11 protein-coding genes are annotated in these 13,969 nt (G+C 39.6%); 10 read left to right on the plus strand and 1 reads right to left on the minus strand.

Annotation, left to right across the window (positions count from 1 at the left end; genetic code table 11):
- The first annotated feature begins 50 nt into the window (after positions 1-50).
- Positions 51-1,271 (plus strand): argininosuccinate synthase, encoded by a 1,221-nt coding sequence (locus tag FNZ24_RS11655; RefSeq protein WP_153914656.1) that lies wholly within the window; start codon positions 51-53, stop codon positions 1,269-1,271.
- 128 nt (positions 1,272-1,399) lie between these two features.
- Positions 1,400-2,764 carry an argininosuccinate lyase gene (argH, locus tag FNZ24_RS11660; RefSeq protein ID WP_153914657.1) on the plus strand — a complete coding sequence of 455 codons (1,365 nt, stop codon included), beginning with the start codon at positions 1,400-1,402 and terminating at the stop codon, positions 2,762-2,764.
- A gap of 166 nt (positions 2,765-2,930) precedes the next feature.
- Here argH and FNZ24_RS11665 read toward each other — a convergent pair whose 3' ends face one another.
- A complete protein-coding gene (locus tag FNZ24_RS11665; RefSeq protein WP_153914658.1) occupies positions 2,931-5,534 on the minus strand; it encodes a penicillin-binding protein 1A in 2,604 nt (867 codons plus the stop codon).
- A gap of 188 nt (positions 5,535-5,722) precedes the next feature.
- Between FNZ24_RS11665 and FNZ24_RS11670 the strand changes: the two genes are divergently transcribed.
- The 8 genes from FNZ24_RS11670 (at position 5,723) to FNZ24_RS11705 (ending at position 13,968) form a co-directional block, all read left to right on the plus strand.
- The gene (locus FNZ24_RS11670) at positions 5,723-6,802 is read left to right on the plus strand and encodes a pilus assembly protein PilM (RefSeq protein ID WP_153914659.1); all 1,080 of its coding nucleotides are present in this window, start codon (positions 5,723-5,725) and stop codon (positions 6,800-6,802) included.
- Positions 6,790-7,368, plus strand: coding sequence for a PilN domain-containing protein (locus tag FNZ24_RS11675; RefSeq protein WP_153914660.1), 579 nt, complete (start codon positions 6,790-6,792; stop codon positions 7,366-7,368). Before FNZ24_RS11670 ends, FNZ24_RS11675 begins: the two co-directional genes overlap by 13 nt.
- Complete coding sequence (locus FNZ24_RS11680) at positions 7,365-7,982, plus strand: type 4a pilus biogenesis protein PilO (protein WP_153914661.1); 618 nt, start codon at positions 7,365-7,367, stop codon at positions 7,980-7,982. Before FNZ24_RS11675 ends, FNZ24_RS11680 begins: the two co-directional genes overlap by 4 nt.
- The gene (locus FNZ24_RS11685; RefSeq protein WP_153914662.1) at positions 7,982-8,497 is read left to right on the plus strand and encodes a pilus assembly protein PilP; all 516 of its coding nucleotides are present in this window, start codon (positions 7,982-7,984) and stop codon (positions 8,495-8,497) included. The genes FNZ24_RS11680 and FNZ24_RS11685 overlap by 1 nt, the downstream gene beginning before the upstream one ends.
- 21 nt (positions 8,498-8,518) lie before the next feature.
- Positions 8,519-10,567 (plus strand): type IV pilus secretin PilQ, encoded by a 2,049-nt coding sequence (locus FNZ24_RS11690; protein ID WP_153914663.1) that lies wholly within the window; start codon positions 8,519-8,521, stop codon positions 10,565-10,567.
- A 299-nt stretch (positions 10,568-10,866) separates the two neighbouring features.
- Complete coding sequence (gene aroK, locus FNZ24_RS11695; protein WP_153914664.1) at positions 10,867-11,382, plus strand: shikimate kinase AroK; 516 nt, start codon at positions 10,867-10,869, stop codon at positions 11,380-11,382.
- 8 nt (positions 11,383-11,390) lie between these two features.
- Entirely contained in the window at positions 11,391-12,467 is a 1,077-nt protein-coding gene (gene aroB, locus FNZ24_RS11700) for a 3-dehydroquinate synthase (RefSeq protein ID WP_153914665.1), read from the plus strand.
- Between the two features lie 28 nt (positions 12,468-12,495).
- Positions 12,496-13,968: an AAA family ATPase gene (locus FNZ24_RS11705; protein WP_153914666.1), complete on the plus strand. Its 1,473-nt coding sequence runs from the start codon at positions 12,496-12,498 to the stop codon at positions 13,966-13,968.
- The last annotated feature ends 1 nt before the right edge of the window (position 13,969 follow it).

The raw sequence follows: 13,969 nt of genomic DNA on the forward strand, positions 1-13,969 counted from the left end.
ATAACTTTAGCGAGCCAGCTTTACACAGTTTACGTTAGGAAGAATTAACGATGTCTATTGAAACACAACCAAGTATTAAAAAAGTCGTATTAGCTTATTCAGGTGGACTGGATACATCAGCCATTATCCCATGGTTAAAAGAAACCTACGACAATTGTGAAATTGTGGCATTTTGTGCCGATGTTGGTCAGGGTGATGCAGAGCTTGAAGGTTTGCACGAAAAAGCGATTGAATCAGGTGCTTCAGAATGTTACATCATTGATTTAAAAGAAGAGCTGGTGGCTGATTATATTTATCCAACGATTGCTACAGGTGCTATCTATGAAGGAACTTATTTATTAGGTACTTCAATGGCTCGTCCAATTATTGCGAAAGCGCAGGTTGAAGTTGCCCGTAAAGTTGGTGCTGACGCGGTTTGTCATGGCTGTACAGGTAAGGGTAATGACCAAGTTCGTTTTGAAGGTTGTTTTGCTGCCCTCGCTCCAGATTTAAAAGTGATTGCTCCTTGGCGTGAATGGTCAATGGTAAGTCGTGAAGACTTATTGGATTACTTAGCTGAAAGAAATATTGAAACCACTGCATCAGCGACCAAGATTTACAGTCGTGATGCAAATGCGTGGCATATCTCTCATGAAGGTGGCGAGTTAGAAGACCCTTGGAATGAACCAAGCAAAGAAGTGTGGACCATGACGGTTGCACCTGAAGATGCGCCTAATACACCTGAATACGTTGCATTGAACATTGAAAATGGTCGTGTGACTCATGTTGATGGTGTTGCTTTATCACCATACCAAGCGCTGATGCAGCTAAATGAGCAGGCAGCTGCACATGGCGTAGGCCGTATCGATATTACCGAGAACCGTTTAGTTGGCATGAAGTCTCGTGGGTGTTATGAAACACCAGGCGGTACGGTCATGTTTGCAGGTTTGCGTGCGATTGAAGAGTTAGTGCTTGATAAAACCAGTCGCGAGTGGCGTGAACAAGTTGGCGCACAGATGGCGCACTTAGTTTATGACGGACGTTGGTTTACCCCTTTATGTAATTCACTTCTTGCGGGGTCAGAGTCATTAGCTGAGCTGGTTAATGGTGAAGTGGTGATAAAACTTTATAAGGGCCAAGCGAGTGTCGTTAAAAAACGCTCACCAAATAGCTTATATTCAGAAGAGTTTGCAACATTTGGCGATGACGATGTGTATGACCAAAAAGATGCTGAAGGCTTCATCCGTCTTTATTCTTTATCTAGTCGTATTAGAGCACTTAACAGCAAATAAGCTCAGCTGTTAAATAGTTTTTAAACGGGGCTTACATCTACATTCAGGTATAAGCCCCGTTTTCATATTCATTTTAATATTATTGATTTAGCAACACTGATTAAAGAATTGAACAAGAGGATATCAACATGGCTTTATGGGGCGGAAGATTCAGTCAAGAAAGTAGTGCACTATTTAAATTATTCAATGACTCACTACCAGTCGATTACCGTTTAATTGAAGAAGATATTGTTGGCTCAATTGCATGGGCAACGGCCATTACTTCTGTGGGGATTTTAACCCAACAAGAATGTGAGCAGTTACATGGTGCTTTAAACGAATTACTTGCAGAAGTCGCTGATAAGCCTGAAGCGATTATTGCCTCTGGTGCTGAAGATATTCATAGCTTTGTTGAGCAGTCCTTGATTGCAAAAGTAGGTGATTTAGGTAAGAAACTACACACTGGACGTTCGCGTAATGACCAAGTGGCAACAGATCTAAAATTGTGGTGTAGAAAAGAGGGCGAGCAATCACTAACTCTGCTTAAAAAGCTCAGAGGTGCTTTAATCGACCTTGCGGCGCGTGAGATTGATGCCGTCATGCCAGGCTACACTCATTTGCAAAGAGCGCAGCCTGTATTGTTTGGCCATTGGTGTTTAGCCTATGTAGAAATGTTTGAGCGCGATATTAGCCGTTTAGAAGATGCGTTAAAACGCGCTGATACCTGTCCTTTAGGTTCAGGTGCGTTAGCTGGTACAGCTTACCCAATGGATAGACATGAAATCGCTAAATCATTAGGCTTTGCAGCGCCAACATTGAATAGCCTTGATACTGTATCAGACCGCGACCATGTGATTGAATTATGTAGCGACGCTTCTATCAGCATGATGCATTTAAGCCGTATGGCTGAAGATTTAATCTTCTTTAACAGCGGTGAAGCAGGCTTTATTGATTTAGACGATGAAGTCACTTCTGGCTCTTCATTAATGCCGCAAAAGAAAAACCCTGATGCACTCGAGCTTATTAGAGGTAAAACTGGCCGTGTTTATGGCAGCTTAATGGGTATTTTAACCACCATGAAAGCATTACCTTTGGCTTATAACAAAGACATGCAAGAAGATAAAGAAGGCTTATTCGATGTTATGGATAGCTGGTCAATTTGTCTTGAAATGGCGGCATTAGTGTTAAGTGGATTACAGGTAAATCGTGAAAGAACATTAGCAGCTGCGCAGCAAGGTTATGCCAACTCAACTGAATTAGCTGATTACCTTGTCGCTAAGGGAATGCCATTTAGAGAGGCACACCATGTAGTGGGCGAGGTGGTTGTGGTTGCAATAGGCAAGCAAACTCCGTTAGAGGAGCTTCCGCTTGCTGAACTTAAACAGTTTAGTGACATTATCGAAGACGATGTATACGCCTGCTTAACGATTGAATCTTGCTTAGAGAAGCGCGAAGCTTTAGGTGGGACGTCTATTATTCAAGTTAAACAAGCGTTAGCTGCAAAACAAGGCTAATCATAAGGTTTGAACTTTGGCTTACAAATAGTCATTAGCAAATTGGACGAGTGTTCATTATGATTATTTAATAGTAAAAAGCCCTAAGTGAAATTCACTTAGGGCTTTTTAGTTGATGTGCTTTATTGATTCAAGATTTAGCGTTTATAGTCCAGACATTCAATCATTATTGAAATAAATCATCTGTCGGATTTTCATTGAAAATATTGTCATCAATAACTTCATCCGTTGCATACTCTCTTGGCTCGGTACCTTCAACGAAGTACTCAAACGAAGTCGTATGATCAGTTTTACGGGTTAATAACCCAGTGGCTAAGTCAATTCGAGCAGAAACAATCCCTTTAGGTGGGATACTTGTTTTTTCTTCAGTGCCCTTTAGCGCCTGATTCATAAAGTCATTCCAACCTGGTCCTGCGGTTTTAGCGCCAGCCTCAGCACCAGAAATTTGATTTTCCGGTCCATCAGCGACCCAACTCGTACGGCCTAGTCGACGGCTATGATCATCAAAACCAACCCAGAATGTTGAGGTTAATGTTGGATTAAACCCACTAAACCAAGTATCTCGAGATTCATTGGTGGTACCGGTTTTACCTGCGATGTCGCGACGTTTTATTAATCGTGATGCACGCCAAGCTGTACCATTCCAACCTGTTCCTTTACTCCAATCGCCACCACCCCAAATTACACTTTTCAGTGCTTCAGTAATAAGGAATGCCGTTTGCTCAGTGATGATTCTAGGCGCATAAAGGCTATTCTCATCGCCACACTGGCCAACAAGCGTATTGGTCTGCTCAGTTTGCTCTTCTTCAGATACAACTTGTTGTGAACGAGCAAATTCAACTGCCATAGCTGCGAAAGGGTCATTCTCATCGGCTTTTGCAACATTATCAGCTTCATTGGCTTGTATAGGTGTACAAGCAAGCAGTGGATTTGCTTCTTCAATGACATTGTCGAATGAATCAGTTACTTGCTTGATAAAATAGGGCTCTACTAGGTAGCCGCCATTAGTGAACACGTTAAATGCCGTGACAACTTGTAAAGGAGTTACAGATGGAGATCCTAATGCGACAGACTCGTTGCGTGGTAAATCATTAGGATCGAATCCAAATTCGACTAATTTGGCTATGGTGTCATCTAAACCAATATGTCTCATAGCACGCACAGACATTACATTGACCGATTGTGCTAAACCTACACGTAAACGAGTTGGGCCACCATAAATATCAGGCGAGTTTTTTGGTCGCCATGCTGTGCCTTGTCGGGTATCCGGTTTATTAATTGGCGCATTATTGATTAATGTCGCTAAATTGTAGTCTTTTTCAAGAGCTGCAGAATAAATAAATGGTTTAATATTCGAACCCAGCTGACGCTTAGCTTGAGTGACACGGTTATACTGACTTTGTGTAAAGCTAAAACCACCAACTAATGTTTTAATGGCACCATCACTTGGCTCTAGTGATACTGTCGCGCTGGATACTTGAGGTATTTGAGATAACTGCCAGTAGTTGCCATTATTTCTAATCCATACCTTTTGGCCCACAGCCAAAATGTCATCAGCTTTTTTAGGTGGTGTTCCTTGGCGTCGATCAGTAATAAATTTTCGTGCCCACTTTAATCCATTCCACTCTAGCAGTATTTCTTCGCCTTTAGCGTTTAAGACAGTTGCTTGCTGTTCTTCAACGGCAATGACAGCGGCAGGCATAATACCTTGCATGGCAGAAGTACTTTTTAAATTGCTGATAATATCGCTGGTGGACATTGGCTCAGTAGTGGCATCTGATGTCGAGTCTGTAGACCATAGTTCAGCAATCGGCCCTCGATAACCATGACGTTGATCGTAAGCAAAAACATTATCTCGTAATGCACTTTGGGCTTTTAATTGTAAGTCAGACGAAATAGTCGTGTAGACGTTATAGCCATTGGTGTAGGCTTCTTCTTCGCCATATTGTTTCACCATATATTCACGTGCCATTTCTGAAATGTAAGGTGCGTATAAGTCGATTTCAGCGCCATGATATTTAGCTGTAATAGGTGAATTAATTGCTTCTTGGTATTGCGCTTCTGTAATGTTGCGCTTTTCTAACATCCGGCTCAGGACCCAATTACGGCGTGTTTTGGCTCGCTCAGGATTTCGAATTGGGTTTGCAGCTGAAGGTGCCTGAGGTAAGCCGGCAATCATCGCCATTTCGGGAAGCGATAGTTGGGTTAAATCTTTACCATAATAAACTTGGGCGGCAGCGCCAACACCGTAGGCTCTGTTACCAAGGAAAGAACGGTTTAAATAAAGTGTCAGGATTTCTTCTTTAGAAAGTGCTTTTTCAATTTTTAACGCTAAGAATATTTCTTTTGTTTTACGAATATAGGTTTTTTCACGGGACAAGAAAAAACCACGGGCGACTTGTTGAGTAATCGTACTCGCGCCTTGGCTTTTTTTGCCTGTCGTTACCAAAATAATAGCAGCACGAACAATACCGATTGGATCAATACCTTTATGTTCAAAAAAACGAGCATCTTCGGTATCTAATACGGCATTGATTAATTGTTCAGGTACATCCTGATATTCAACTGGGATTCTTCTTTTCTCACCAAACTGAGAAATAAGTAGTCCATCGCTACTGTATATTCTTAATGGCGTCTGTAATTTTACCGTTTTAAGGGTATTTACATCCGGTAATTCAGGTAAAAGATAATAATAAGCCCCGACAATTGTGCCGACGCCTAATAAAGTTAAGCTAAATATAGCTATAAGTATTCGTTTTAACCACTTCACCGAAATATTCCAAAAATCATAAATATGCTCGCTAGTATATAAGCGGGAAGGTTTTTGGTGAAGTAAAAACATGAAAACAGAAAAAAACAAGTTGTAAAATTTAGAAACATTTAATACAAATACTTATAACGAGTTGATTTTGTGCTAATCTATTTTAAAATATAAAAAAATAAATGCGATGACGGAATATGCTTTCTAAATTTTGGAAGCGTCAAGCTCCGCAAATGGTCGGGATCGATATTGGTTCCCACGAAGTTAAAGCCATTTTGCTGAGTAAGACCGCTGATGGATATAAAATTCAAAACTATATATCTGCTCCTTTGAGAAAAGGTGCAGTTGTCGATCATGAGATCCGTGATTCTGAAGCTGTTATTGAATCATTAAGGCATATTAGACGTGGACTGCCAAAAGGAATTAAGTCTGCTGCGGTTGCTGTCTCTGGTTCTGCTGTAATGACCAAAGTGATTTACATGGATGCTTCATTAAATGAAGAAGAAATGGAAGCACAAATTGAAATTGAAGCAGACAACCTTATCCCTTACTCACTCGACGAAGTGAGTATCGATTTTGAAACACTCAATGCCAACACAACTGACCCGACGAAAGTTGATGTGTTATTAAGTGCTTGTCGTACAGATAATATTGATTCCAGAATGGATTCATTAGATGCGATTGAACTTGATACTAAGGTAGTGGATGTTGAAGCTTATGCTTTAGGACGCTCGTCTGAGTTAATCCTTGCTCAACTTCCTGAAGGCGCCAATGAAAAATCAGTTGTACTGGTTGATATTGGAGCCAATATGACCACTTTTGCCGTGGTTGAGCACGGAGAAACGACATTTATTCGTGAGCAAGCATTCGGTGGTGAATTATTTACCCAATCAATTTTATCATTTTATGGTATGCCATATGATGAAGCTGAAAATGCAAAAATAACGGGTGAACTTCCACGAAACTATATGTTTGAGGTGTTATCACCTTTCCAAACCCAATTATTGCAGCAGATTAAACGTACACTTCAAATTTATTGTACTGCCAGTGGTAAAGATAAAGTTGACTATATTGTCTTATGTGGTGGAACAGCAAAACTTGAAGGTATGACAGCATTACTAACTAATGATTTAGGAGTGCATTCAATTGTTGCAGACCCATTTCAAGGCTGTTTACATGCTGATGATGATATTAAAAACCAGCTAGAACCTAGTATTAGTAAATATATGGTTGCATGCGGTTTAGCGCTTAGGAGTTACGCTCAATGGCGAACATAAATTTACTTCCTTGGCGTGAAGAGGCCAGAGAAAAACAAAAACGAGATTACATTGGTATATTAGCGTTAGTTTTTTTAGTTACCTGTTTAGTTGTATTTTTAGCATTAAGCTTTATTGAAGTGGTCACAGATGATCAACGTCAACGAAATGCATATTTACAATCTGAAATATCTCTATTAGATGCCCAAATTGCAGAAATAAGAAAAATTACGGCTCGTAAGAAAGATATTGAAAGACGAACTAAGATTATATTAAACCTTCAGCAATCTCGTAATTTGCCGACACATGTTTTAGACGAATTAGTGAGAATTGTACCGCCAGGAATATACCTTTCGAGTATCGAGAAGAAAGGCAGTTTACTTTGGATTGAAGGCAGAAGTGAGTCAAATAACAATGTTGCGAACATGATGAGAAAAGTAAAAACATCGCAATATTTAAATGATCCAAGTATGCAATCGATTATTAGTCAAAACGAAAATTTAAGACAATTACAAAAATTCAGATTGCGAGTGACAATCTTTGATGACACTCAAACAATAGAGACAACTGAAGGAGGTCGAAAATGAATCTCGACTTAGAGCAGTTTAATGATATTGATTTTGAGAATATTGGTGGTTGGCCAACTTTAGTTAAAGTGGTTTTTGCTATTTTTCTTTCATTGACTGTATTAGGGGCAAGTTATTACTTATTTGTTTCCGATGCACTAGATGTATTAGATAAAGAAGAAAGGCAGGAGATAACCCTTAGAGAAGACTTCCAAAATAAATATCGCTTAGCGGCTAACTTGAAACTGTATCGTGAACAACTTGTAGTAATGGAAGCACAGTTTGCTGAGTTACTTAAAATGTTGCCTTCAGAAAACGAAATGCCTGGTTTGTTAGATGATACAACTTTTGTTGCGACAGATGCTGGCCTTCGCATTAATAGTTTGGATTGGGATACTGAAATCGAACGTGATTTCTATTTAGAGTTCCCAATTAAAATGGCAGTTGTAGGCGACTATCATCAGTTAGGTAATATGGTCAGTGGTGTTGCGAAGCTGCCTCGTATCGTGAGTTTGCATGATTTTGTGATAAAGCGTGATGACAGCGGAAGTTTATCGATGGATATTCTCGCGAAAACCTATCGATTTAAAGAAGGTGCACAATTGCCTCCAGAGCAAAATAAGGGGAAGAAATAATGAAATTCTTACCCTTATTATTAGTCGTATTAATGTTAACTGGCTGTATAGGTGATCGCAGTGATTTAGAGTTGTTTGTTACGACGACTAAAGCACAGCATATTGCTCGTATTCCTCCGTTAAAAGAAACGCCTAAGTTTGAACACTTTGCCTATCAAGCAGAGTTAATGCGCAGTCCTTTTGTTCCACCTTCTCGTGAATTGACAGAGGAAGTGGTGGATACCAGTAGAAATTGTCTTCAACCTGACTTAAAACGTCGTAAAGGTCGTCTTGAAACATATGCAATAGACAATTTAAGAATGCGCGGTACGTTGAGTGAAGATGGTACAACTTGGGCTTTAGTTGAGTCATCTGATGCAAATGTATATCGCTTAGGGGTCGGTGAGTATCTCGGACTTTACCATGGGAAAATAGGTAAAGTGACACCGCAATATATTGAAATTATAGAATTAATTCCTGATGGTTCAGGTTGCTGGGCTGAAAGAGCAAGCAACTTAGAGCTAACTGGCAAATAATGTGCGAAGGATGAGGGAATAATGAAATCTTCTGCCGCGATGCAAACATCGACAAAAAGAATCTCACTACTTAAAACAGTACTTGGTGTTGTTTTAATGATTGGGGCACTACCAAGTGCACTAGCCGCCAATAAATTAATGGACGTTAAATACCATTCTATTGTCGATCACCAATTAGAATTAGAGCTTGTTTTCGAATCTGATTTATCTACTCCTGAAGTTGATCTATCTGGTTCACCAGCTCAAATCATATTAAGTTTTGAAGACAGTATTTCAAATCTTGAAAAAGATGACATCACTATCGATAGAGTTGGTGTTGAAGGCCTTAAAACTACACAAATAGATGGCTCACTCAATGTTGTTGTCGATTTAGCAGAAGTGAAGCCTTATCAAGGTAAAGTGGTAGGAAATACGTATCGTTTGACTGTAAATGATACCGCTTCAGGCCCTGATAATGCTGATAACCCTTTTGTGAATGGTATCGAAACAATTGATTTTCGCCGCAATAAAACCGGTGGTGGAGATTTATTGGTACATCTAAATAATCGCTCCGTTGCGGCAAATGTTGCTCAGGTGGGTTCAAAGCTTGAAGTAAAACTATATAACACTGATATCAAGGGCGAGCATTTGTACGTTATGGATGTACAAGACTTTAATACGCCAGTGACCAGTTTTGAAACATTTAAAGATGACTTAACTTCACGCATTATGGTTGATGTTGATGGCAACTATGATTACAACTACAAGCAAGAAGGCAACGTCTTTAAAGTCAGTATCAATAAAGTTGAACGTGCAGCTGTTGCTAAAGAAGATAAAAAATACAATGGCCGCTCATTGTCATTAAATTTCCAGAATATCTCTGTAAGAACAGTGCTTCAAATTATTGCTGATTATAACGATTTTAACTTGGTGACCAGTGATACAGTTGAAGGCAACATCACTTTGCGTTTAGACGATGTACCTTGGGATCAAGCGTTAGATTTAATTTTACAAACTAAAGGTTTAGATAAGCGAATTGAAGGTAACATTTTAATGGTTGCCCCGAGCGAAGAGCTTGCTATCCGCGAAAAACAAGATTTAGCTAACCAACAAGAAGTTAAAGAATTAGCGCCACTTTATTCCGAATATATTCAAGTCAATTATGCTAAAGCAGCTGATATGGCTGAGTTAATGAAGAGTTCTGACTCAAGTTTATTATCAAGCCGTGGTAGCGTTGCTGTAGATGAGCGAACTAACACACTATTAGTCAAAGATACTGCAGAGTCTTTAGAAACAATCCACCGTTTAGTTGAAGTACTTGATATCCCAATTAAGCAAGTATTAATTGAAGCGCGTATGGTGACAGTAAAAGATAATGTTTCAGAAGATTTAGGTATTCGTTGGGGCATTACAGACCAGCAAGGTGATAAGGGAACATCTGGTTCACTAGAAGGCGCGAATGATATCGTATCAGGTGTTATTCCTGCGTTGAGTGATCGCTTAAATGTTAATTTACCTTCGTCAGCAACAAATGCCGCAAGTATCGCATTTAGTGTTGCAAAAATGGCTGATGGAACAGTGCTTGATTTAGAGCTAAGTGCGTTAGAGCAAGAAAACAAAGGCGAGATTATTGCAAGTCCACGTATTACTACCTCTAACCAAAAATCAGCTTATATTGAGCAAGGTGTGGAGATTCCATATGTTGAGTCTGCATCAAGTGGTGCAACGACTGTATCATTCAAAAAAGCTGTACTATCTCTGAAAGTGACTCCACAAATTACTCCTGATGACCGCGTGATACTTGATCTAGAGATTACTCAAGATACTCGAGGCGAGACTGTTCAAACAGGTACGGGTGAAGCGGTATCGATTGATACTCAACGTATCGGAACCCAGGTACTCGTTGATAATGGTGAAACGATTGTACTTGGTGGTATTTATCAGCAAAACCTAATTAGTCGTGTCAGCAAAGTTCCTGTTTTAGGTGATATTCCACTAGTTGGCTTCTTATTCAGAAACACTTCTGATAGTAATGAACGTCAAGAGCTATTGATTTTTGTGACACCGAAAATTGTCACTGAACAGCTTTAAATAAATACAAATAAAAATACCAGCTTATTGCTGGTATTTTTTTGTCTATTTTTTACGTAGTTGATTGATTCTATTGTTAAGAGGGAAATATATCTCGTCAGTCATTAGTCTATTTAAGAAAGACTAATAGAGATTTATTTTAATAATCTTGGGTTAATTCATCAACACCACTTGCAACAACGGCCATATAACTGAGATAATCCTCCGTCAAGTCTCATTAGAGCAAGGTTAAATTATAGGTCGGCTTGAGTTTAAGTCGATAAGGCATACATTTCATATAAGATTCAGACGTATATATAATGGCTGAAAAACGCAATATTTTTCTGGTAGGCCCAATGGGCGCAGGCAAAAGCACAATTGGTCGCCATTTGGCCCAAATGCTGCATTTAGATTTCCACGATTCAGATCACGAGATTGAGCAACGCACAGGTGCAGATATTGCCTGGGTGTTTGACGTAGAAGGCGAAGAAGGTTTCCGTCTACGTGAAGCTCAAGTCATCGCCGACCTGTCGGAAAAGCAAGGCATTGTCCTAGCTACTGGCGGCGGATCTGTACAAAGTAAAGACATTCGTAATCATCTGTCAGCTCGCGGTATCGTTGTATACCTAGAGACTACAATCGATAAGCAAGTGGCTCGTACTCAACGTGATAAGCGTCGACCTCTATTACAGGTTGATGACCCACGTGAAGTGCTTGAGAATCTTGCTGATGTCCGTAATCCTTTATACGAAGAGATTGCCGATGTTATCGTTAAGACAGATGAGCAAAGCGCGAAAATAGTCGCAAATCAAATCATTGAGCAACTCGGTTTTTAGGTAGGTTTATGCAGCAAGTTCAGGTTGAATTAGGTATACGAAGTTATCCCATTTTTATTGGCCAGAATTTACTGCAGCAAAACGCTTATTTTTCCGATTACCTTTCTGGTAAAAAAGCACTCATTGTCACCAATGACACTATAGCTCCGTTGTACTTAGAACAAGTTCAACAAGCTATGACAAGTTGTGGTGAAGTGGGTGTTGTTGTGCTGCCTGATGGAGAGAGATTTAAAGATCTCACTCATTTGGACTTAATATTTTCTGCTTTGTTAGAAAATAATTTTGCACGTGATTGCGTGATAGTTGCATTAGGTGGCGGTGTCGTTGGCGACATGGCTGGCTTTGCTGCATCTTGCTATCAGAGAGGCGTGGAATTTATTCAGGTTCCTACAACCTTGTTGTCCCAGGTTGACTCATCAGTTGGCGGTAAAACAGCAGTTAATCATCCTTTAGGTAAAAATATGATCGGGGCATTCTATCAGCCTCAATCTGTCATTATTGATACCAATTGTTTAGCGACATTACCTGCAAAAGAATTTGCTGCAGGAATGGCTGAAGTGATTAAGTACGGCATTATTTGGGATGCTGACTTCTTTAGTTGGTTAGAGCAAAATGTTGAGCAACTAAAGTCGCTTGATAACGACGCCCTTACTTATGCGATTGCAAAGTGTTGTCAAATTAAGGCTGATGTCGTTGCTGAAGATGAGACCGAGCGCGGTGTTAGAGCGTTATTGAATCTGGGGCACACCTTTGGTCATGCTATCGAAGCTGAAATGGGTTATGGTGTTTGGCTTCATGGCGAAGCAGTTGCTACAGGTACAATAATGGCAGCATTAACATCGTTAAAACTAGGCTTAATTCAGCAAGCTGATTTCGATAGAGTTGTTCGCATAATGGAAGCGTTTGATTTACCCATAACCTCTCCTGAAACGATGATGTTTGAAAGTTATATCAAGCACATGCAACGTGATAAAAAAGTATTAGCGGGCCAAATTCGTTTGGTACTACCCACTTCAATAGGCACTGCTGATGTATTCTCTGATGTAAAAGAGTCATTACTTGCAGAAGTGATTAGCGAAGTTTAACTTGTAGTGTAAGTCTAATGGTGGGCTTTTGGATATCCAACAAACGCTATTATTACCTTCTCAGGAATCTTTAGTTCAGCGACTAGAGCATATCGCTAGTTATAGTGAACAACTGGTACTAGTGTCGGGTTCAAAAGGCTCAGGTAAAACCACGTTAGTTACAGCGCTTGCAAGTGAATTAGATAACTATAACTCTGCATTAGTTATCTGCCCAATGCACGCTGAAAGTGCAGAAATTCGACGTAAAATTCTTGTTCAATTAATTTCTTCTCCCATTTTCGATGATGCCTTACCTTTAGCTGATACCTTGCTAAGGATCCAATCTAGCCTGACTAAGCCATTGCATATTATTATTGATGATGCGCAATATATGTCTCGTGAGTTATGGGCTGAATGTCTAGTGTTGACGCAATTGAAATGTGCTGGAAAGCCTATTTCAATCACCTTTACTGTTGAGCCAGATTCATTTGCTGATCTGAGTCATGAATTAACAGAAACGATGCAATCATTACTACTGCATGTTGAAGTCGAACCTTTGTCATTAGCTGAGCGTGAAGGCTTATATAGAACCCTATTAATTAGAAGTAATAGAACACCATTTATCCCTCGTGAAATAATCCAAGCTCAGATTGAAAAACAATCCGGCACTCCAGCAGAAGTTATTGAGCTTTTAAAAAAAGCATTGGAAGATGAACCTGTTGTCTCAAAGAAATGGACCAAAAACCTAACATCTATTGTATCTCTGGGGTTAAGCTTGCTTATCGGTTTATCTGTTGTTGGATTCTATTTTTATCAGAGTGAGCAACAAGCTGAAATTGAACAGGATAAAAATACTGAGACGGTAGATTTCTTACCTTTTACAGCGCCAATAAACGCTAGCCAATGGTTTATTTATGACTACGGTAAATCGTTAATAGCCCCTGTTTTCACTAATACTGTAACTGCAAAATTACAGCATAAAATAAGCTTAGATGAAGAAACCCCTGCAGATCCAATACTCATCATAATCCCAGCTTCAGAAGACCATATAGTTCAGCAATTAATTGCAGAAGATATAGTCAATATCGCTGATGAGGGCGCCGAGACGGCAATAGCTTCAGATTTAAATCATGTTAATAACCAGGATGTACAATTATCAGATGTCGCTGAAGAAGAAACAATTGTAGAAACAGATAAGCTTGAAATCATCAATGAGCAAGTTGACAAGGTTGCCGACACTGATAAATTAACTGACAGGGCTGGATTTACATTACAGATAGCCAGTGTTCGAGAAGAAAAGTCACTGAAAAACATACTCACAAAACTCGCTATCCATCAATCTAGTACTGCAGAATTAGTGCAGGCAAAATATAAGAGTCGCCATATTGTATTATTCGGGCAATTCGAAAGCGCAGATCAAGCTTTAAGAGAATCAGATACATTACAACAAAAGCTTGGACTAAGTGCTCCTTGGATAAGGAAATGGAGCGATCTGAAAGGATACGAAATCAAATCGAATTAAT

This window comes from Shewanella sp. TC10, assembly GCF_009663145.1.
GTDB lineage: Bacteria > Pseudomonadota > Gammaproteobacteria > Enterobacterales > Shewanellaceae > Shewanella.

What these genes read in the sequence shown, in the direction of transcription:
- FNZ24_RS11670 (WP_153914659.1), top strand. Translation starts at nt 5,723, where the DNA reads ATGCTTTCTAAATTTTGGAAGCGTCAAGCTCCGCAAATGGTCGGGATC.
- FNZ24_RS11675 (WP_153914660.1), top strand. Translation starts at nt 6,790, where the DNA reads ATGGCGAACATAAATTTACTTCCTTGGCGTGAAGAGGCCAGAGAAAAA.
- FNZ24_RS11690 (WP_153914663.1), top strand. Translation starts at nt 8,519, where the DNA reads ATGAAATCTTCTGCCGCGATGCAAACATCGACAAAAAGAATCTCACTA.
- aroB (WP_153914665.1), top strand. Translation starts at nt 11,391, where the DNA reads ATGCAGCAAGTTCAGGTTGAATTAGGTATACGAAGTTATCCCATTTTT.
- FNZ24_RS11680 (WP_153914661.1), top strand. Translation starts at nt 7,365, where the DNA reads ATGAATCTCGACTTAGAGCAGTTTAATGATATTGATTTTGAGAATATT.
- FNZ24_RS11655 (WP_153914656.1), top strand. Translation starts at nt 51, where the DNA reads ATGTCTATTGAAACACAACCAAGTATTAAAAAAGTCGTATTAGCTTAT.
- aroK (WP_153914664.1), top strand. Translation starts at nt 10,867, where the DNA reads ATGGCTGAAAAACGCAATATTTTTCTGGTAGGCCCAATGGGCGCAGGC.
- FNZ24_RS11685 (WP_153914662.1), top strand. Translation starts at nt 7,982, where the DNA reads ATGAAATTCTTACCCTTATTATTAGTCGTATTAATGTTAACTGGCTGT.
- argH (WP_153914657.1), top strand. Translation starts at nt 1,400, where the DNA reads ATGGCTTTATGGGGCGGAAGATTCAGTCAAGAAAGTAGTGCACTATTT.